At 42.6% G+C, this 19,736-nt stretch carries 17 protein-coding genes and 4 pseudogenes; 7 read left to right on the top strand and 14 right to left on the bottom strand.

All coding sequences use genetic code 11. From position 1 onward, the window contains the following. Positions 1-77 precede the first annotated feature (77 nt). Positions 78-278 (top strand): hypothetical protein, encoded by a 201-nt coding sequence (locus NPUN_RS21725; RefSeq protein ID WP_012410641.1) that lies wholly within the window; start codon positions 78-80, stop codon positions 276-278. A 38-nt stretch (positions 279-316) separates the two neighbouring features. Here NPUN_RS21725 and NPUN_RS43535 read toward each other — a convergent pair. After that, a pseudogene (locus tag NPUN_RS43535) lies at positions 317-418 on the bottom strand (Uma2 family endonuclease); the annotation flags it as partial. Positions 419-645: 227 nt separating this feature from the next. Further along, positions 646-1,059, bottom strand: a pseudogene (locus NPUN_RS21720) (alkaline phosphatase PhoX); the annotation flags it as partial. A 410-nt stretch (positions 1,060-1,469) separates the two neighbouring features. Here NPUN_RS21720 and NPUN_RS21715 point away from each other — a divergent pair. Beyond that, positions 1,470-2,366 carry a transposase gene (locus tag NPUN_RS21715; RefSeq protein WP_234710955.1) on the top strand — a complete coding sequence of 299 codons (897 nt, stop codon included), beginning with the start codon at positions 1,470-1,472 and terminating at the stop codon, positions 2,364-2,366. Positions 2,367-2,600: 234 nt separating this feature from the next. Here the strand turns inward: NPUN_RS21715 and NPUN_RS21710 are convergent, their stop codons facing one another. From NPUN_RS21710 to NPUN_RS21675, 9 genes and pseudogenes are all read right to left on the bottom strand, one after another. After that, a complete protein-coding gene (locus NPUN_RS21710) occupies positions 2,601-4,232 on the bottom strand; it encodes a mucoidy inhibitor MuiA family protein (RefSeq protein ID WP_012410639.1) in 1,632 nt (543 codons plus the stop codon). A gap of 185 nt (positions 4,233-4,417) precedes the next feature. Beyond that, entirely contained in the window at positions 4,418-5,359 is a 942-nt protein-coding gene (locus tag NPUN_RS21705; protein WP_012410638.1) for a LysR family transcriptional regulator, read from the bottom strand. 241 nt (positions 5,360-5,600) lie between these two features. Then, complete coding sequence (locus tag NPUN_RS21700) at positions 5,601-6,398, bottom strand: beta-carboxysome assembly protein CcmO (RefSeq protein ID WP_012410637.1); 798 nt, start codon at positions 6,396-6,398, stop codon at positions 5,601-5,603. A 57-nt stretch (positions 6,399-6,455) separates the two neighbouring features. After that, positions 6,456-7,229 (bottom strand): beta-carboxysome scaffolding protein CcmN, encoded by a 774-nt coding sequence (locus NPUN_RS21695; RefSeq protein ID WP_012410636.1) that lies wholly within the window; start codon positions 7,227-7,229, stop codon positions 6,456-6,458. A gap of 184 nt (positions 7,230-7,413) precedes the next feature. Beyond that, positions 7,414-7,611: pseudogene (locus NPUN_RS43530) on the bottom strand (ribulose bisphosphate carboxylase small subunit); the annotation flags it as partial. A 156-nt stretch (positions 7,612-7,767) separates the two neighbouring features. Further along, a pseudogene (locus NPUN_RS21690) lies at positions 7,768-9,423 on the bottom strand (ribulose bisphosphate carboxylase small subunit); the annotation flags it as partial. Positions 9,424-9,507: 84 nt separating this feature from the next. Continuing rightward, positions 9,508-9,810 carry a beta-carboxysome shell vertex protein CcmL gene (locus tag NPUN_RS21685; protein WP_012410634.1) on the bottom strand — a complete coding sequence of 101 codons (303 nt, stop codon included), beginning with the start codon at positions 9,808-9,810 and terminating at the stop codon, positions 9,508-9,510. A 6-nt stretch (positions 9,811-9,816) separates the two neighbouring features. Next, positions 9,817-10,161: a carbon dioxide-concentrating mechanism protein CcmK gene (locus NPUN_RS21680; protein ID WP_010995041.1), complete on the bottom strand. Its 345-nt coding sequence runs from the start codon at positions 10,159-10,161 to the stop codon at positions 9,817-9,819. Between the two features lie 90 nt (positions 10,162-10,251). Next, positions 10,252-10,560 carry a carbon dioxide-concentrating mechanism protein CcmK gene (locus NPUN_RS21675; RefSeq protein ID WP_012410633.1) on the bottom strand — a complete coding sequence of 103 codons (309 nt, stop codon included), beginning with the start codon at positions 10,558-10,560 and terminating at the stop codon, positions 10,252-10,254. Between the two features lie 659 nt (positions 10,561-11,219). Between NPUN_RS21675 and NPUN_RS21670 the strand changes: the two genes are divergently transcribed. The 4 genes from NPUN_RS21670 to NPUN_RS21655 all read left to right on the top strand — a co-directional run bounded on the left by NPUN_RS21670 (position 11,220) and on the right by NPUN_RS21655 (position 16,874). Then, positions 11,220-13,076 carry an NAD(P)H-quinone oxidoreductase subunit F gene (locus NPUN_RS21670; protein WP_012410632.1) on the top strand — a complete coding sequence of 619 codons (1,857 nt, stop codon included), beginning with the start codon at positions 11,220-11,222 and terminating at the stop codon, positions 13,074-13,076. Between the two features lie 95 nt (positions 13,077-13,171). Beyond that, positions 13,172-14,677, top strand: a complete 1,506-nt coding sequence (locus tag NPUN_RS21665) for an NADH-quinone oxidoreductase subunit M (RefSeq protein WP_012410631.1) — start codon at positions 13,172-13,174, stop codon at positions 14,675-14,677. A gap of 161 nt (positions 14,678-14,838) precedes the next feature. Then, positions 14,839-15,969 carry a CO2 hydration protein gene (locus NPUN_RS21660; protein WP_012410630.1) on the top strand — a complete coding sequence of 377 codons (1,131 nt, stop codon included), beginning with the start codon at positions 14,839-14,841 and terminating at the stop codon, positions 15,967-15,969. Positions 15,970-15,995: 26 nt separating this feature from the next. Continuing rightward, the gene (locus tag NPUN_RS21655; RefSeq protein ID WP_012410629.1) at positions 15,996-16,874 is read left to right on the top strand and encodes an oxygenase MpaB family protein; all 879 of its coding nucleotides are present in this window, start codon (positions 15,996-15,998) and stop codon (positions 16,872-16,874) included. Positions 16,875-17,022: 148 nt separating this feature from the next. Here NPUN_RS21655 and NPUN_RS21650 read toward each other — a convergent pair whose 3' ends face one another. The 3 genes from NPUN_RS21650 to NPUN_RS21640 form a co-directional block, all read right to left on the bottom strand. Further along, entirely contained in the window at positions 17,023-17,724 is a 702-nt protein-coding gene (locus tag NPUN_RS21650) for a Uma2 family endonuclease (protein WP_012410628.1), read from the bottom strand. An 84-nt stretch (positions 17,725-17,808) separates the two neighbouring features. Further along, positions 17,809-18,228: a type II toxin-antitoxin system VapC family toxin gene (locus NPUN_RS21645; protein ID WP_012410627.1), complete on the bottom strand. Its 420-nt coding sequence runs from the start codon at positions 18,226-18,228 to the stop codon at positions 17,809-17,811. After that, complete coding sequence (locus NPUN_RS21640) at positions 18,225-18,479, bottom strand: FitA-like ribbon-helix-helix domain-containing protein (RefSeq protein ID WP_012410626.1); 255 nt, start codon at positions 18,477-18,479, stop codon at positions 18,225-18,227. Before NPUN_RS21640 ends, NPUN_RS21645 begins: the two co-directional genes overlap by 4 nt. 171 nt (positions 18,480-18,650) lie before the next feature. Here NPUN_RS21640 and NPUN_RS21635 point away from each other — a divergent pair, with 171 nt between their 5' ends. After that, on the top strand, positions 18,651-19,676 hold the full coding sequence (locus NPUN_RS21635) for a serine/threonine protein kinase (RefSeq protein ID WP_012410625.1): 1,026 nt from the start codon (positions 18,651-18,653) through the stop codon (positions 19,674-19,676). Positions 19,677-19,736: the final 60 nt, after the last annotated feature.

The raw sequence follows: 19,736 nt of genomic DNA, 5'->3' as shown, positions 1-19,736 counted from the left end.
CTGATAGTAAAGAGTTAGGGGTGAATATTAGAACTCACAACTTTATAACTTATAAGTTTTAGAGAGAGGAATTTACTGTGGAGCAAAAGATTAACTGTGCTGTAGCCTGTGTTAACGGATGTGTTTTAGGGGATAAATGCCCCAACATCGAGTTTAGAGAGGCCGCTGCAAAATTTATTGAAGAGACTCCCTTAGACAAAATGTTGGAGTTGGCACAAGAACGCCTGCGTAAAAAAATGACTGAACCGCCAAAATGGGTTTTTCCTGAAGATCCATAGCATTTGCACCAACAGGCACAAGCAAGACAGCGAGGAGCTTAAATAGTATCTGGATCTATATTTAATTCTCGCAGTTTTGCTGCCAAGCGATCGCAGCGTTGTTTCTCTTGTTGTGCAACTTCTTGTGGTGTCGAAATTAGTTATCCACCAGGAGTAAAAGGGCTACAGACGTAGAAGCACTATAAGTTTAGCCTAGCAGTGAAGAGTGTAGATGCTATCTCTAAAAACCGTTCGATGATGATCTCGTCCACATATTGTCTTATCTGCATTCTTGCAATCTCACCCAAAATCTACTAAAAACAGGGCTACTCCGAGAATAAACTGGAGTACCCCTGCAAGTTATCAAATCACTTAGATGTAACTAACCTTATGCTCGGTTTCTGCTCCAAGGGCCCCAAATCGCACAGGTAATTCCAGGGTCTTGAATATTGACAAACATTGTGTGACCATCAGGTGAGAAGCAAGCACCAGCGAATTCACTGCCGTTAATAGCATTTGCTGCAAACCGATAGAGATCGCCTTCCGGGGTAACGCCGATCACGAATTCAGTATTGCTACCGTCTTCGCACAAGAAGAGATCTCCAAAGGGAGCCACGGTAATATTATCGGGGAAATTCAGTATATCCTCTGCGGGAGACTCTACAATCAGGGTGATAGTACCACTGTTGGGATCGTTATTATTAGGTTTATAAGCAAAAACCTGCCCTTGCCCTGCATTGCCACCACTATTACAGGTAAAGTAGATCAAGCCGCCGTTGCCATACTTAGCACCTTCACCCCGCCTTAAGAAAACATTAAGAAAGAGTTAATAAGTAGCTTTAGATATCAAAAAATAATTTGCAAATAGTAATTATTAAACACAACATATTTCAAGAAATTACACTTTACAACACATAAATCGGCTGTAGAGGTGCAAGAGCTTGCACTCCCATATACCCTATCTAATGTATTTGTGGTATTTTTTTCAAACTGGTATTAACTTGCAAATTGCTGTAAAAAATTATTTATAAAGTAAAAATAAAATTTCTGTAGGGTGTGTTAGGCACATATTTCAATATTTTTAGTTACGAAAAAAATAATTTAATTGCCTAATGCACCGCCACATAGCAGGGTGCGTGATAGCAAAGCCATAACATACCCAATTAGACTTGTCGGGAAATAAGAGAGAATAGACAGCAGTGGTAGGGAAGAATGATGCTGAATATTGAAGGTGCGCTGAAGCAAGACCGACTGTTGAGGGCATTAACTGGGTTGAACCGGAAAGCATTTGATGCCCTTTTGCCCACGTTTACCACGATGTACCTAGATACTCAACAGGCCAAGCCTCGTCAACGTGGCCTGGGTGGAGGACGCAAAGCCCGCTTACTTACAGCCCAAGACAAATTGTTTTTCATCCTTTTCTATTTCAAATGTTATCCGACCTTCGATGTGGCGGGACTGCTCTTTGATATGCATCGCTCCCAGGCACATGAGTGGATGCATCGATTGCAGCCAATATTAGAAGCGGCTTTGGGACAGAAGATGGCGCTGCCGGAACGCCATCTCGAAAGCATTGAAGCATTTTTGTCACGCTTTCCAGGAGTGCAACGAGTGATGATTGATGGGACAGAACGCCCAATTGCGCGACCTCAAGAAAGAGAACAACAACAACAGAATTACTCCGGTAAAAAGAAACGTCATACGCGTAAACACTTGGCGGCAGTTGATGAAACCAAACGGGTCTTGATCTTAAGCAAAGCACGAGAAGGCAAACTGCATGACAAACGTTTTCATGACGAAGATGACATTGCAGGTAGTGTGCCTGATGAAATTCCGATTGAAGTAGACTCGGGCTTTCAGGGATTACAGAAGCAGTATGACAATCTCCATCTTCCTCACAAAAAGCCCAAAGGGGGCAAGTTAAGTGACCTTCAAAAAACGGAGAATCGTCAATTGAGTCAATCCCGTGTAGTTTGCGAAAATGCCTTTGCTGGTGTGAAGCGCTACAACGCCGCCAGTGTCATTTATCGTAATCGGATTGAAAACTTTGATGACCATTTGATGCTGACCGCAGCAGGATTATGGAACTTCTACTTGATGGCTGCTTAAGAGAATCCCAATTACAAGACCAGCATTGCCTCACTTATCTTTTATTTCCCGACAACTCTATTTAAGATTTACTTTATAAATACTCTCTAATGAGAAGCAATATTTAAGTAAACAATATAGCGATTATCAGATGAATGAAATACACTTACACAGAACTCAGGAGTTATAATATTATGACTCCTGAGTTCCCAAACCAGAATTATTGCATTCTGCTCAACGCTCATCTCGTCGATTCTAAATATCTAACCCAACTACCATTAAGTCAGGCGGATGTTCAACATTAAACTGGTAATATATATCTCTTTTTTCCTGTGGTAGAAGAGTTAACTCCCATTCCAAAATGCCCATTTCACCCAGTTGAATTTGTGGGTTACTGCGACTGAGGCGCACTTTAATTTGCTCGTTGCGGCTAACTGGTAATTGTTCAGTTACTTTCAGATTTACTTCTTTGTCGAGTAAGTTAGTAATTATCAACCGATAACTATAAGTAATCCGGCGCTGGTTGCTAATTAGTCTCTTGTCTACCAGACGTTCAACTAATTCGCGCTCAATTTTCAAACCTTCATCAATCCCTAAATTTAGTTTGAATTCTTGTCCTGGCGCAATATTCTGTAACTGAGTTGTCCCGATAAAAACATTGTTGCGGAATATATTCGCTTTACCTGGTAACAAAGTCGCACCATTGGGATTATTTTTCACATTTGCTTGCAGATAAGCAAAACTTACCAAACGCGGCATTGCCACATAATCAAAGTTACAAGGATAATCATCATTAAAAATTGTCGTTTTATGAGGTGCGCCATCACTGGGAATATTACCGCCACCATTCAATTTAAAGGTAACTACACTCCCTTCTTTGGATACTTCTGCTGTAACGGTTTCTGCTTGGATAAGAACATCCTCTGCACCTTCGTCTTCTTCTTGCCAATCTACTCTAGCAGCAGAAGCAGCCTGTTCTGGTATGGTAGGAAGCAGTGGTCGCTGGGTAGCCAATTGTCGTTGTCGTAACATTTGTGGACGTGGTGCATCAATATACCAGGGTTCAAGTTTAGGCGGGAGTGTACCTAATCCAGGTTTAGCGGTAGAAAGGGTGAGATTTGCACTAATCCAATCTTCGCCACTGCTTTGAGTGATTTCTGCAAGGTAGCCCAGATGCACAATATCGCTGGTAGTGTTAAAGCGCAAGTCATAAAGCGGAGTCCAACTGGCGCGATTTACTATGTAAGATACCTCTAATTCAAATTTGCCTTCACCTGCAACTTCAACTCCTACAACTATGCTCAAACTCTCTTTGGGATGGGGTGTTTGAATTTTTTGCAACGAGGCGCGGAGTGCTTGCAGTTCTTTGTCTAATTCCTGCTGTTGGGTTTTGCACTCTCCAGATGCGATCGCATATTCACCATACTGGCTTCCGAGAAAGTTCAAAAAATCTAAAGTTTCGCTCAGGCTGAGATTTTTCCGAGACAAACTTTGGGCAAAGGGTTCTTCAGTTTTTTCGCGTAAACCGGCGATAAAACTAGATTGTAATGCTAAAGCATCGACTTGGGCTTGTAGATGACGTTTTTCTGCTTCTAACTGCTCAATTTGCCTTGTCAAATGTGCGACTCGCTCCGTTACAGGTTCAGTGGTGTAAATGCGATCGCTACTCACTCCCATCAAACGCACTCCCACTGTCCCTGTACCGCTAACCCTGATAGACTCAATTTCTAGAGTCTCTGGCAGTGAGGTAATTACTAATTCCTGTTCAATTCCTGTTAAATCAACTACACCTCGCCGTGTAACCAATGCTCTGTCAGCATAAACTGTAACAGCTACAATCTCGCTTTGTACTGTTTTGCGCCAAGATGGTATTTCCGGGTTAACCATTGCGAGTTTTCCCCCATTTTTAATTGATTCTGCTGGTTAATTGTCAATGGTTGCCGGTCTAACAGTCAACCCCTTTGGGTAATTCGTAATGACGCTCCTACGTCGCTCTAAGCGTTCGCGCAGCGTCTCGTAGAGAAGCCATGCCGCAGGCTTTACGCTACGCTAACGTAATTCGTAATTACAAATTACCCGTGAGTTGGTTCAAGGCTACTAGCAGTGGTATCAGTGTTTTGATCTACAAAATTCCTTGCCGCAGCCAGGAGATAGTCATAATAGGCACGAGCGACGATAGATAACTGCTTGCCTGCGGGGTAAACCATGTACCAATGTCGCTGAATGGGAAAGTGTTGGACATCTAAAATGCTAAAATCTGAAGCGTCTAATAGTAAAGTATGACGAGATAAAACCGAAATTCCTAAACCACCTGCGATCGCTTGTTTAATTGCTTCGTTACTTCCCAATTCCAGCTTGACTTTTACTGTCACCCCTTGTTCTTCAAATAGGCTTTGCACGGCGCGGCGAGTTCCTGAACCTGGTTCTCGCATAATAAAAGGTTGGTTAGATAGGCGTTGGATCGGAATATTTTTTTCCTTGGATAACGGATGATTAACTGGTGCAAAGACTATCAAAGGATTTTCTAAAAATGCCTCACAATTCACATCCATATTGTCTGGAACTTGACTCATAATATATAAGTCGTCCAGGTTCTGACTCATCCGTTCCAAAATTTGTTCGTGATTCGTTACTTGCAGAGAGATATCAATCCCTGGATAAAGTTCGCAAAACGGCCCTAATAAACGTGGGATAAAATATTTTGCTGTTGTAATCACTGCCAAGCGTAATTGTCCCTGTTTTAGCCCTTTTAAATCTGCCACCTTCATTTCATACTGGGCTATATTTTCAAAAATCTGCCGACAAGTGGCAAATAATTCTCGTCCTGCTTCGGTGAGATACAACCGTTTCCCCACTTGCTCAAATAATGGCAACCCTACGGATTTTGTGAGTTGCTTGATTTGCATAGAAACGGTAGGTTGGGTGAGAAACAATTCCTCAGCAGCCCGCGTAAAGCTACTGTGCCGTGCCGCAGCCTCGAATACCTTTAACTGGTGCAGCGTCGCTTGTTTCAAAGGTGATTCTCCTCTATATAGCTATTCATCGATATAAAACTAGTATTAACTGAACAGTTGCAAATGGTATAGCGATACCAATAGAAACTTACGAGTTTTATTATAGATAAAACTCTATTATTTCTATTAAAATAAAGGTATTTTATTTATAGATTGAAGAAGCTATTATCATAACAACAAGAAAAGCGTAAGATTCCTTCCACTTCCCGATGAATGATGATTTTCCCAAATTCATCTATCATCATTCATCATTCCATAATTCTTCTACAACTTCTGCAATTTTTGTAGGTAGCTTAGTTAAATCTGGTAATCTTAGCACTTCTATTTCGGCAACTTGTTCTTTAATATTGACTGGTAAGTTTAAAGGCTGTTGTGTTTCTATCCAGCAACTTGCTAATGGTAAGGTTTGCTCCATTTCGTCAAGTGGTCGCGGAATTACCATCACTGCATTTAATTCTCCAATGCGTTCTGCTTCAAACATTCCCGCTTCCACTGCTACCGCCACATTTGCTACGGAACCACGAATAATAGCTGTACACAAACCCCCACCAATTTTTTCGTAGGCTGCTAAATGAACATCAGCAGCTTTGAGCATGGCATCACACGCGCCTACCATCGCTGGAAATCCTCGCGTTTCTACCAAACCAATTGCTTGATTACTCAGACGGCTAGAATTGCCCTCCTCCATCAATTTAGTAAAACGGGTTGTGATGGGAAGTACTATATCTAGGTTTGGATAAGGCCGAGGAATCACCAAGCTAGAAACTAATTGACCAAACTGTTCAGCTGTTTGCACACCAGATTCTACTGCCAGACGCACGTCAGCAATTCCACCCCGAACGATCGCAGTACAATATCCGCCACCAATTTTTTCATACCCAACTAGGTGAACTCCTGCTGATTTCAGCATCATATCCGCCGTCCCAACTATTGCTGGAAAGCTGCGGGTAGAAACTAAACCTAAAGCAGTGTCCTGGAAGGTGTCTCGATGACTCGTTCCTTCGATGGCTTTCAGAGACCGTTGATTAGATGTTTCCATTATGAACTTACCCAGATAATCACAAAGCCGACAACTTACAATTAACACTTACTCAGACTAATCGTCAGAGTTTGGGTCACTCAAAGATTGTCTATGAGGAAACAATGTGGTCAACAGTCTGCTTATGCTCCCTTGTCCATAAATCTGAGTTCCGAAACCGTTAGGGGATTCTGTAGGTAGCTGATTGGGGTCTGAGTCAGATTTTGTAGGCTCTTGAACGGCTTCTTGCAAGGGGGATTCAGCATCCTTCGCGGGTTCCTCTAAGGGAGGAGGCTGGCTTTCAGGAGTGGCTGGAGATTTAAAATAAGAAATCGACTTATTTTGTTTGAAATCCACAAAAGCCGCAGCTGAGAAGTTAGTTGAGGAACTTACCTTTTCCTTAACTCCTCCTGAGCCATTTTCTTCTTCCTTCTGCGGTGGCACACTTGTAGCCGTGGAGTTATTTGTAGATGGTTCCGGCTGCGTTGTTTGAGCAATTTGCCGACTGGTGTCTCCTAAAATCGATCCAGGTGGAACTACTTGTCCAGGTTCAACTGAATAGTTAAAAACTGTTGTTGCTGAACCAATACAAGCATTTGCTCCAATTTTGCCCTTGCCAACCATCAAAAAACCGGCTCCCAGGTTTGCCCCCGCTTCTACCTCTAGGGTTCCTTCATGGACTTGGAGAATGGCTCCCATGCCAATACAGACCCCTGGCCCAATTACGATCTTGCTGTTTTCAGCTGCTTGAAGGATCACGCCAGGTGCAAGTACTGCGCTTGGATGAATAGTCACCTCACCACTAATGTAAGAATCAAAGTTATTGCTGAGGCGCAGTGACAGCACAGACATGGAAATTTTAACCTCGGAAGCCGGAATGGGGAATGGGGAATGAGGAATGGGGAATGGGGAATGGGGAATATTAAAATTACCTACTCCCGGTTCTAGGGAGTAGTAAGTGGTGGATATTAAAATTTCCTATTCTCTACTCCCGTACAGACGCGATTAATCGCGTCTACCTACTCCTCACTCACTGTTATGGACGTTGGATGATCGTTTCTAATACCCGACGCTTGGCTTTGGGGTCAATACCAATTAAGCGCACATATTCTCCTTGGTATTCGCCAAGGTGTCCTTCTACGGCTGCGATCGCTTCTCTTTCTGAGGAGGCTTGAATCTGACCGGTACTAGTCCAAGAACCAGTACGGAACCGCCGTTGGTCTACGTGTTCAAGGCTAATTTTAGAGCCGCCAGCCAATAATTGTCGGAGTTGGTCTACAACTTCACTACTCAAGCGGGTACTGGTAGCTGTTGCTGTAGCTGTTGCTGTAGCAGAAGGCGCACTGCTAGTAAATGATTTCTGACTGCCAGAGGAGGCTACTTGACCATTTGGACGTTGGATAATCGTTTCTAATACCCGACGCTTGGCTTTGGGGTCAATACCAATTAAGCGTACATATTCCCCTTGGTATTCGCCAAGGTGTCCTTCTATAGCTGCGATCGCTTCTCTTTCTGAGGAGGCTTGAATTTGACCGGTACTCGTCCAGGAACCTGTACGGAACCGTCGTTCGTCTACGTGTTCAAGACTAATCTTATACCCACCAGCCAATAATTGCCGGAGTTGGTCTACTACTTCAGTACTCAAACGATTACTGGTAGCTGTTGCCGTAGCACTTCCAGAGCTTCCACTGCTAGTAAATGATGATTTCTGACTACCAAAGGAGGCTACTTGACCATTTGGACGTTGGATAATCGTTTCTAATACCCGCCGTTTGGCTTTGGTATCAATGCCTATTAAACGCACATACTCACCTTGATGGCTTTCTATACATTCTTCCAAGCCGGAAATTACTTGATTTATGGAAGTTGCTTCAATTGGCTTGCAGCTAGTCCAGGAACCAGTACGGAAACGGCGCTCGTCTACGTGTTCCATGCCAATTTTATAACCACCTGCCAAAAGTTGGCGGATTTGCTCTACAGTTTCGCCATTGACTTTGCCACTGCTAGAGCCGTTACCGTTACCATTATTGCTGTAGCTGCCATTGCTATGATTACTAGCCGGAGCCTTAAAATTGGTAGCTGGTTTAAAATCACCATCCGGGCGTTGGATGATGCTCTCTAACACACGTCGTCTATCTTTATCAATACCAAAAAGGCGGACATATTCGCCGCTATGGTCACTTACACAGCTTTCTAATGCTGCGATCGCTTCACCGATGGATCTCGGTTCAATTGGTTGGCAGCTAGTCCAAGAACCCGTGCGGAACCGTCTCTGATCTACGTGTTCTGTACCAATTTTATACCCTTGTTCCAATAGATAGCGCAACTGCTCTATTGTTTCTGCACCCAAGCTATTGCTCGCCACTTCACTACTCCTTTCCAACTCTAAAACAGTAATACCATTACCTGTATAAGATTTAGCGTTCTCATCCCGAATGGGTGCTATACATTTGCTATCCGCAGCACAAAGATAACCAGCTCGTAGCGCCTGATTAATTCCAACCACATGATGAGCAAATTCCTTATCCTGATCTTGCACATCTGGCAAGCGGTCAGCTTGCTGCTGGCTAGTAATTACCGCTCCCGAAGGTACATATTTACCTGCGGGAATTTCTACGTCTTGAATCAAAGCGTGCATCATCACGATGCAACCTGCACCTACCCTGGCATTAAACACTGTAGAGCGAAAGCCAATGAAGGAATTATCGCCTACATAAGCTGGCCCGTGAATTAGAGCCATGTGGGTAATGCAAGCATTTTTACCTACCCATACCGAGTATTTCTCTTGGTCATCGCCAATTACTCGACCTTGCTCTAACCCATGAATGACCACACCATCTTGAATATTAGTGTTTTCACCAAGATAAAAAGGTGTGCCTTCATCCGCTCTAATCGTAGTCCCCGGAGCAACGATTACATTTGCACCTATTCTTACATCCCCAATCAGATTGGAGAATGAATGTACAAAAGCAGTTTGATGGATTTTGGGTTCAGCTAAATTCCTTGACCACGGAGTTGGGGGTGCTGCCGTGCTGCGGACTGCCATTGCGAGATTCCTCCTATATTGTCATTTGTTCGTTGTCATTTGTCCTTTGTTATTCACTAATGACCAATGACCAATGACTAATGACTATCGATATTGATCTTTTTTGCTGTAAATCATGCGATCTTCAACATAAATTGTATCTATGATCGCTACTACCACTGCATCTAGTGGTCGCTGTTCGTTGCCAATAACTTGACGAGCAACACTGCCACGACTGACAAGTACCCACTCATCTACACCTGCTCCCACACTATCTGCTGCTACCTCATATTGTGGGAGGATGTTTCCGTCTTCATCTACAAATTGTAACAACAGTAGTTTCACACCTCTGAGACTTGGATCTTTTTGGGTGCTAACTACTGTGCCGCGAACTTTGGCGACTTGCATTAAAAATTACGGTCTTCTACCAAAAGGACGAATTGCGTTCACATTTTCCCGGAATTGTTCTACGTCTTCTGTATAACGAATTGGTAGGACGTATTCCAAGTTTTCGTGAGGACGAGCAATGATGTGAGTAGACAGCACTTGTCCACCATTGACTCGCTTTACTGATTCAACACCTGCGGCTACGGAAGCTTGTACTTCCGAAACGTCACCCCGGACAATTACTGTAACTCGACCACTGCCGATTTTTTCATAGCCGACTAGAGTCACACGAGCAGCTTTCACCATCGCATCAGCAGCTTCCACAACTGCTGGAAAGCCCAGCGTTTCAACCATTCCCACTGCAATTGACATTAGTTTTAATCCCTATTTAAAGTTTTTAGCTTTGGACAAAAGTGATGCTCAAAAAAGCAAAGAGCGTTAATTACTTTTTTTAAACAGCTTTTAGGTACGGAACTGTTCCACAGCTTCTGTGTAACGAATCGGCAAGACGTATTCCAGGTTCTCGTGAGGACGAGCAATGATGTGAGTGGACAACACTTCACCACCAAAAACTCTTTTCGCGGCTTCAACCCCAGCAGCTACAGAAGCTTGTACTTCCGATACATCTCCCCGAACTATCACGGTGACGCGAGCGCTACCAATTTTTTCATACCCTACTAAGGTGACACGGGCGGCTTTCACCATCGCATCAGCAGCTTCCACAACTGCTGGAAAGCCTTTCGTTTCAATCATTCCAACTGCAATTGGCATCGCAGAACTCCTACAAAATTAATGCAATCTGTACTGTCGTTTGAATTTTTTGACGGGGAGAGCCTGATCTTATAGCTAAGAAAACACTTCCAAATTAAGCATAGGAAAGCTTGGCGTTCCTGGCAATATAAATTACTATAATAGTTTATGATAAGAAAGTTTTAAAAAACTTAACAAATATTTATCTAGGCTTTTGAGCAATTAAAGTTTACTGAATTACTTGAGCAGCCACTTATGCTTTATAATTTCTTTATCACATTTACAAAACGATATTCATAACCAAGGCTAATTCTATCTGGCGAGGGAAGAGCGGGGGCTGTATCTTTTACTGTATCTATCTTTCCTGAAATTTTGCTGGATGTAGAACGACTAGGTGAAAAGTATATAATCTTTTCAAATATATCGTATAAATTACTCTGCTCAAAGTAGAAATACAAATGTAAAAACAGAGGTGAGGTTAAGGCAAGTAAATGCTTTTGCGTATGTAAAGTTATATTTTATCAAAGTTTATTAGGGGAAAGTAAAGTAAAAATACTTTGGATAATTGAGTTTAAACAATAGTAAAAAAATGTTGATATTTTACTAGATTTATTTTTTTAAATAAATAATTGTTTGAAAGATTTTTTAAAATAAAGGCTGAGTCATAAAGGTAAATTTAAATGGAGCAATTTCTATTTTCAACAAGTTGGTTTGTGCCTTTATATAGCTTATTAGGCGCAATTTTGACGTTGCCCTGGGGAATAGGAATAATTCAGCGAACAGGGCCAAGACCTGCGGCATACATAAACTTGTTGACAACTGTTGTGGCTTTTGTCCATAGTCTATTTGTATTTAAAAATATCTGGGATAGAGAACCAGAAAAGTTACTGGTGCCGTGGTTCAAAGCTGCTGATTTAGACTTATCTTTTACCTTGGAAATTTCAGCAGTCAGTATTGGGGCAACAGTTTTAATTACAGGTTTAAGCTTACTGGCACAAGTTTACGCTCTGGGTTACATGGAAAAGGACTGGTCGCTGGCGCGTTTTTTTGCGCTGCTAGGATTTTTTGAAGCAGCGTTGACTGGTCTAGCAATCAGCGATTCTTTATTTCTCAGCTATGCCCTTTTGGAAGTTCTGACACTTTCGACTTACTTGCTAGTGGGATTCTGGTATGCTCAACCGCTAGTAGTGACGGCGGCGCGAGATGCGTTTTGGACTAAACGGGTAGGAGACTTGTTGCTGCTGATGGCTACGGTGACACTTTCCAACTTAGCCGGCAGTTTGAACTTTTCAGATTTATATGAGTGGGCACAAACAGCTAATTTAAGCCCAGTGACATCAACATTGCTGGGTTTGGCGTTAATTGCTGGACCGGCTGGGAAATGTGCCCAATTTCCACTACATCTGTGGTTAGATGAGGCGATGGAAGGACCCAATCCTGCTTCGGTAATGCGAAACTCGCTGGTAGTAGCTGGTGGCGCTTATTTACTGTATAAATTTCAACCATTGTTAGCACTGTCGCCAGTTGCCTTGAATGCTTTGGTAATCATGGGTACAGTAACGGCAATTGGGGCAACATTAGTATCTATAGCTCAAATTGACATTAAGCGATCGCTATCTCATTCTACCAGTGCATACATGGGGTTAGTGTTTTTAGCGGTAGGGTTGCAGCAAGGGGGTGTGGCCTTGATGTTGCTGTTAACTCATGCGATCGCTAAAGCATTATTATTTATGAGTTCCGGTTCAGTCATCTTAACTACCCAAAGCCAAGACTTAACAGAAATGGGCGGACTTTGGTCACGGATGCCAGCCACCACCACCGCCTTTATTGTCGGTTCGGCGGGGATGGTAACGTTTCTACCATTGGGAAGCTTCTGGGCAATGCTAGGATGGGCGGACGGTTTCGTGAATATTAGCCCTTGGGTGATTGGGGTTTTACTATTAGTCAATGGCTTGACAGCATTGAACTTAACTAGAGTATTCAGATTAGTCTTCTGGGGGAAACCGCAACAAAAGACCCGACGCACGCCAGAAGTTGGTTGGCAAATGGCCTTCCCGATGGTGACTCTCACAATCTTGACTTTACTTTTGCCTTTGATGTTACAGCAATGGTACTTACTACCAGATTGGGAAAGTATTAATTGGTATGTAGCATTAGCGTTGTTTGCTTCTACTGTGCTGGGAGTAGTTATAGGTTCTACAGTTTATCTGCACAAGGCTTGGTCAAGATCCAGATTTTTGGCGTGGAGATTTGTGCAAGACTTATTAGGTTATGATTTTTATATTGACCGAGTTTATCGCGTAACGGTGGTGAGTGCAGTCGCACTGCTATCTAAAATTTCTGCTTGGAGCGATCGCTATTTAGTCGATGGTCTAGTAAACTTAGTTGGGTTTGCGACGATTTTTGGCGGACAAACTTTAAAGTACAGCATTTCTGGGCAATCTCAGGGCTATATGTTGACCATCCTCGCAGTTGTCAGCGTCCTGGTTTTCTTCATCGGCTGGTCATCGGGTTTACTAGATAAATTGCCTTTTTAAAGATATTGTCATTGATCATTGGTCATTTGTCATTTGTGATTGGGTAAGAGTTTTTTCCCATTCCCAATTCCCCATTCCCCATTCCATATCTGCTTATGCTTAGTGTTTTAATTCTAGTGCCGTTAATCGGTGCAGCTTTAATTGGTTTCTCGCCCTCTGGTATCAATGGGAAATTTGCCCGTGGGGTGGCTTTGGTCTTTGCCATTATCGCTTTCTTGTGGACAATCGTACTAGCAATTCAGTTCCATCCAGGGGAAATAACTCAACAGTTTGCTGAGTCTGTACCTTGGATAGATGTCTTAGGCTTAAACTATAACCTAGGAATTGATGGTTTATCTTTGCCACTCCTGGGTTTGAATGGACTGTTAACTTCTATTGCCATCTACAGTAGCGATGAATCTCTACAGCGCCCTAAATTTTATTACTCCTTGATACTATTATTGAGCGCTGGGGTGACTGGAGCATTTCTGGCACAGGATTTACTGTTATTTTTCCTGTTTTACGAATTAGAATTAATTCCGCTATATCTGTTGATAGCTATTTGGGGTGGGGAAAAGCGGGGTTATGCGGCTACAAAATTTCTTATTTATACCGCCGTTTCGGGAATCTTGATTTTGGCAAGTTTCCTCGGCATGGTTTGGCTGAGTGGTTCCTCTAGCTTTGCACTAGCAACCTTAAACGCTACGACTCTACCTCTAGCGACACAGCTTTTACTGCTAGTGGGAATTTTGATCGGTTTCGGGATTAAAATTCCCTTAGTTCCCTTTCATACTTGGTTGCCAGATGCTCACGTTGAAGCTTCCACACCAATTTCCGTGCTATTGGCTGGGGTGTTGTTGAAGTTGGGAACTTACGGCTTACTGCGGTTTGGTATGAACTTGTTACCAGAAGCTTGGGCTTATGTGGCTCCTTGGTTAGCGACTTGGGCAGTGGTGAGTGTATTGTATGGTGCATCCTGCGCGATCGCTCAAACCGATATGAAAAAAATGGTAGCATACAGTTCCATTGGACACATGGGCTATGTGCTGTTAGCGACGGCGGCATCTACACCCTTAAGCGTTTTAGGTGCTGTGATGCAGATGATTAGCCACGGCTTAATTTCCGCCATGCTGTTTTTGCTGGTAGGAGTTGTGTATAAAAAAGCCGGCAGCCGAGATTTAGATGTTCTTCAAGGATTGCTGAACCCAGAACGGGGTATGCCTGTAATTGGTAGCCTAATGGTTTTGGGAGTTATGGCCAGTGCTGGGATACCAGGAATGGTCGGGTTTATTTCCGAATTCATCATTTTTCGGGGCAGTTTTCCAGTTTTTCCAGTGCAAACTTTACTATCAATGCTTGGTACTGGCTTAACTGCGGTTTACTTTCTAATACTCCTCGACCGGGCCTTTTTTGGCCGCTTGTCTGCACAAGTTACTAACTTACCACGTGTGTATTGGAGCGATCGCATCCCAGCTGCAATTTTAGCTGTGTTGATTGTGATTTTCGGCATTCAACCCGCTTGGTTAGCACACTGGACTGAACCAACAATTACAGCAATGGTGAATAGCCAAAATGTAGTAGTAGCAGTGTCCTTGGAGAAAGCAATGGGGGCTAAGGATTAGGGAGTAGGAAATGGGGACTGGGGACTGGGGACTAGGAATTAGGGAGTAGGGAAGATTTTTCTGAATACATAATACCCAATGTCTGATCCCCAGTAACCAATACCCAATACCCAGTACCCAATCCCCAGTACCCAGTCCCTATACTTTTTGGAGAGATAGCAATGGTAACTATTAAAAAGAAAGCGGCTCACAATCCCTTAGCTGAGTATATTGAACGGCTGCAAAAAGGAGAAGCATTACTCCCTAATAGTCCAGAAAATGTACTAGAAGTTGTTGGTATTCTTAAAAGCTATGGTGTGGTTTTAGATGCCTACTCAAAAAATCTTAACTATATTGCCGAGCATCAGTTTTTAATATTTTTCCCATTTTTTAAATACTTTAATGGAGAGGTTTCTGTTGAGAAATTGCTCCGACACTGGTGGCATAATCGAATTAATTTTGAGTATGCCGAATATTGTATGAAAGCCATGATGTGGCACGGTGGCGGTGGACTAGATACATATTTAGATACAACAGAATTTAAAGAAAGAGCGCAAGCCGTTATTGCCGCAAAATTTAAAAACAACCCTTTAATTTTGGGTATTAACCAACTGTTTCCAGATTTCTTAACAGAACAATTGCGCGTATCTGCTTACTACACAGGTTTAGGTCAATTTTGGCGAGTCATGGCTGATATCTTCCTCAGCTTATCAGACCTCTACGACCAAGGCAAAATAAAATCGATTTCCGAAGTTGTAGAACATATTAAAGCAGGGTTAGTGGCAAATGCATCAAACCCAATTACCTACGCCGTCAAAATTCGGGGTGAAGTCTATGAAATCATTCCTAAAAGCGTTGGTTTGACTTTCTTAGCAGATACAGCAATACCTTATGTAGAAGCGGTATTCTTTCGGGGAACTCCTTTCCACGGTACAGTTTCATACAACGCCCAAGGTTATCAAATTCCCCCAGATCAAACGCGATTTCAGTATGGCGCATTGTATGCCGATCCTTTACCCATCGGCGGCGCAGGTATTCCACCCACATTGTTGATGCAAGATATGCGTCATTATCTTCCAGAGTATTTGCACGAAATTTATCGTCGCAGTCTTCGGGGTGAAGATGATTTGCGGGTACAAATTTGCATGAGTTTCCAAAAATCGATGTTTTGCGTAACAACAGCAACGATTTTGGGACTGATGCCTTATCCTTTGGATACTAAAGATCCAAATGAAGAAAAAGGTAATCGAGTTTATTTAGAGAAGTGGATGAGTCGTTTAGAAACTTCGCGGTTGCTGGATGTGAATAAATAACTGAATTGAATACAGAGAAATTTTAGATGCTTCTCAATCGCTATAAAAATCTTCATCTGATTCAGCAACTCGATCCAGTGGAAGATCATTGCCAGATTTATCACTTGATGAATGGCTATGAGTTTCCTTGGGATATGACGCGATCACTTGAAGTTGCTTTGATGCGAACTTATTGCGTTCCTAGTATTTCTAAATTGCTGAATCAGACAGGAGAATTTACCCATTGTCCACAAAAACGCTACGATGACACGTCAATAATTGTTGGAGAGATGATTAAGTGGGGTTATGATAGCGATCGCGGCAAAGAAGCCCTACAACGCATGAATACACTCCACGGACGCTTCAAGATTGACAACGGTGATTTCCTGTATGTACTTTCAACCTTCATTTTCGAACCTATCCGCTGGAATCTGCAGTTTGGTTGGCGGCTGATGTGCGAACAAGAAAAATTAGCGTCTTTTTACTTCTGGCGAGAAGTAGGTAAGCAAATGCAGATTCAGAATATCCCTGAAACCTACGAAGAATTCGAGCGCTATAACCTTGACTATGAACGCCAAAACTTTCGTTATTCAGATACAAATCGTCGGGTTGGGGAAGCTACACGCGATTTATTTTTGAGTTGGTTTCCTTCGTGGATGCGTTCTTCGATCAAACCAGGTATCTATGCTTTACTGGATGAGCCAATGCTCGATGCCTTTGGTTTTCCCTATCCTTCGCCATTGCTGCGATCGGCTATGGTAAGTCTACTAAAAATCCGAGCCAGATTAATCCGGTTATTCCCACCTCGGAATCAGCCTAATTTTTATATTGACTCTCCTATCCCCAGCTATCCCACTGGCTATGAAATTGCAAATATGGGGCCATTGGAAAATTTTAAGCAGCAAAGTTCTGACAAACTTGTTTAAGCGATTGGTGTCTTGTGTCAGTAACTCTTGCCATAACCCTTCATCCAAAAATATAGTGGTCTGTCAAATTCATTTTGACGGTTAGAGAGACGCGATAAATCGCCGTCTCTACAAGGAATTTATCCATCAATTATTTATTGACAGAGTACTAGGCTTCTGGTTCGATACCTAGCGATCGCAATTGGGCAGTTAAGCGATCAGCTCTTTCTTCACCAGTCAACAACAAATTACCTTGCAAATCCCACCAGCGTAGCCAAGGTAATTCCATATTATAATATTTTCCCTGCCAAATCCCTAACTCAACTCCTAAAGGATGTATGGGATAATGTCCGCGTTCATTTGCCGTTAATAATTGATATTGTCCACCAATTAATTCATAAACTTCTACGCTGGCTTTATTCACTTCATAAATGCCGTAGAAAGGAGGACGAATCACCTGCTCATAAATCCAAAATTTCCCTTTCCAAGGAGTTTTATCTCGCTCCTCACTACCATCCCCAGATACAAATTCCAATGCAATCAATGGGGCAATAAACTCTCGCCAGAGTACATAAGACCTCCGCGTTTGCCCATCTAGAGTGGGTGGTACATTCCCTACATAAAACCAGTCTGGTGCTTCTGCGCCTTTTTCTGGGGGGTCAGTGATGCGCCAGTAGATATCACTATCTTGACCAATACAGTATTGCCCATCAGGATGACGTTTTTGCAATATCGGCTTAATAGAGTCCGTTAGGAGAATGCTTTGGGGATGTTCCTGAAAATTTTTCACGAAAGTACCATCAGACTCTGGTAGCTGCGTATGGTCTGGGAACGGTGTGAGGGCGGTGGATGGATCGGTTGCAGAGGTCATAAGACTACCTTTGCAGGAGTAAGGGTTGTTTTTTAGTTTAGCAGTGGAAGAAGAGATGCTTGCGGTAGTCTACATCAAAGCTTTTTAAATATTCTCTACCCATAAAAGATTACTTGCGTAGCTACTGGTTTTCAGTGCGTTGTAAAATTTTTCGTCTGCTGTTACCATCTGGCATTGTTGAGTAATAGCAAGGACTAAGTATAAACTGTCATACACTGCACGATCGCTCTGAAGGGCAATATCTAAAGCAAGTGGCATTAACAGCTGAGATAAGTACACCTCTACAGGAACTGCATTTAAATCTGCTAATATTTGTCTTGCATTTTCAGCAGTGTCTTCACCACGACGGACTTGTTTCCACAAGACGTTTCCCACTTCTGGGAAGAAAAAATCTGGAACTAGGAAAGTATGATTACTTGCTAGTAAACGCCTAGCTGCATCAGAGTAGACTTCAGGGATGAACCACTTTATGGCAATGCTAGCATCTAAAACATACTGACTCACCGTTCTCTATCCTCGCGGATAAGTTCAGTACTGTCACTGAAAATTTTTCCTGTATATCTAACTTGAGCGCGTGCTACAGCTTCTCTGGTTCTTTCCATGTCGCCGCCAGTGTGATAGTGTGTCGCTTTTTCAGCCGCTTGTTGTAGGATCTGCTTTAGTTCTTCTTGCAAAGACCTACCGTGTTGTTTGGCAAGAGTTTCTAGCTTTTCTAGAATAATGGGATCTAAATTTTCAACTAAGATTTGAGCCATAATTCTATGGTTGTTTTTTCTCTGCTTTTATTCAAGATTTAAAATTAGTTTAGCAAGTGTAGACGCAAAGAGTCTTATTCTGAGACATAGCGCTGTTTCTGTAAAGCTAGGTTCCAGTTCTCCAGGCTTTCTTATGTGAAGATTAATACAAATATATTGGGAGTTGCAAAGATGGCTTGGGTGGCAGGTGATCAATTGCAAGGTGGCAAATATACTATTGAAAAAGAATTAGGAAGGGGACGATTTGGTATTACTTATTTGGTAAAAAATAGAAATAGCGATCGCTTAGTCATTAAAACCTTAAATGATAATCTGCTCCAATCCCTTAGCCAGCCCGAACGCGCTCGGTTAGAGACTATGTTTTGGCAGGAGGCGGTAAATCTCACCCGATGTCAGCATCAGCATATTGTGCAGTTCAGAACACCGTTTAAGGAAGGAGATTATCCGTGTCTGGTAATGGAGTATGTGGATGGAGTGAGTTTGGCTGACCTCCGTCCACCAAAACTTTCGGAAGTTGACGCACTACGTTACATTCAGCAAATTGGGGAAGCACTGATAGTTGTACATGAAAATGAACTGATTCATCGGGATGTGCATCCAGGAAATATTTTGTTGCGGAACCGAGAGGGGCAGTCAGAAGCGGTATTAATAGATTTTGGTCTAGCTCTAGATTTTGACTATATCTTAACCACAAGGCGAACCAAGGAAGTGTCTGATGGATTTACACCCCCTGAACTTTATGCTAAAGGTACTATAACTCATGCGTATAGCGATATTTATTCACTGGCAGCTACGCTCTATAAACTTCTGACGGGGAAAACACCTGTCGATGCAGTAAATCGCAAACTAAACGGTGAGCATTTAGTGTCTCCAAAAGACCTTAATCCTCAGATTAGCGATCGCACCAACCGCGCAATTCTAACAGGCATGAAGCTAGATTTTAAGCAGCGTCCTCAATCAATGCGAGAATGGCTCGACTCTTTGGGGTTAACAGGGGAAACTCCTCAGCCTGTCTTAAATGTATCCTCTAACACTAACCCAAATTGGGAGCGAAGAATTCAGGTTTGGGGAGTGGTGATAGCTGCGATCGCTGCTTTTGTAAGCTTACTTGCAGCCATACCTTCTTGGATTCCTATTTTCAACCCATCTAATCAACCGTCAAAGTTTCCCAGTCCATCATCTACAAAAACACCGTAGATTTAGCTCAACTTTCATTGTGTGTTGTGCAAAATTCTGCAAAACTGTATTATTTATGAA

The organism is Nostoc punctiforme PCC 73102 (assembly GCF_000020025.1).
Lineage (GTDB): Bacteria > Cyanobacteriota > Cyanobacteriia > Cyanobacteriales > Nostocaceae > Nostoc > Nostoc punctiforme.
Note: the sequence above shows the minus strand (reverse complement) of the source record. Positions and strands in the feature narration are given on the sequence as shown.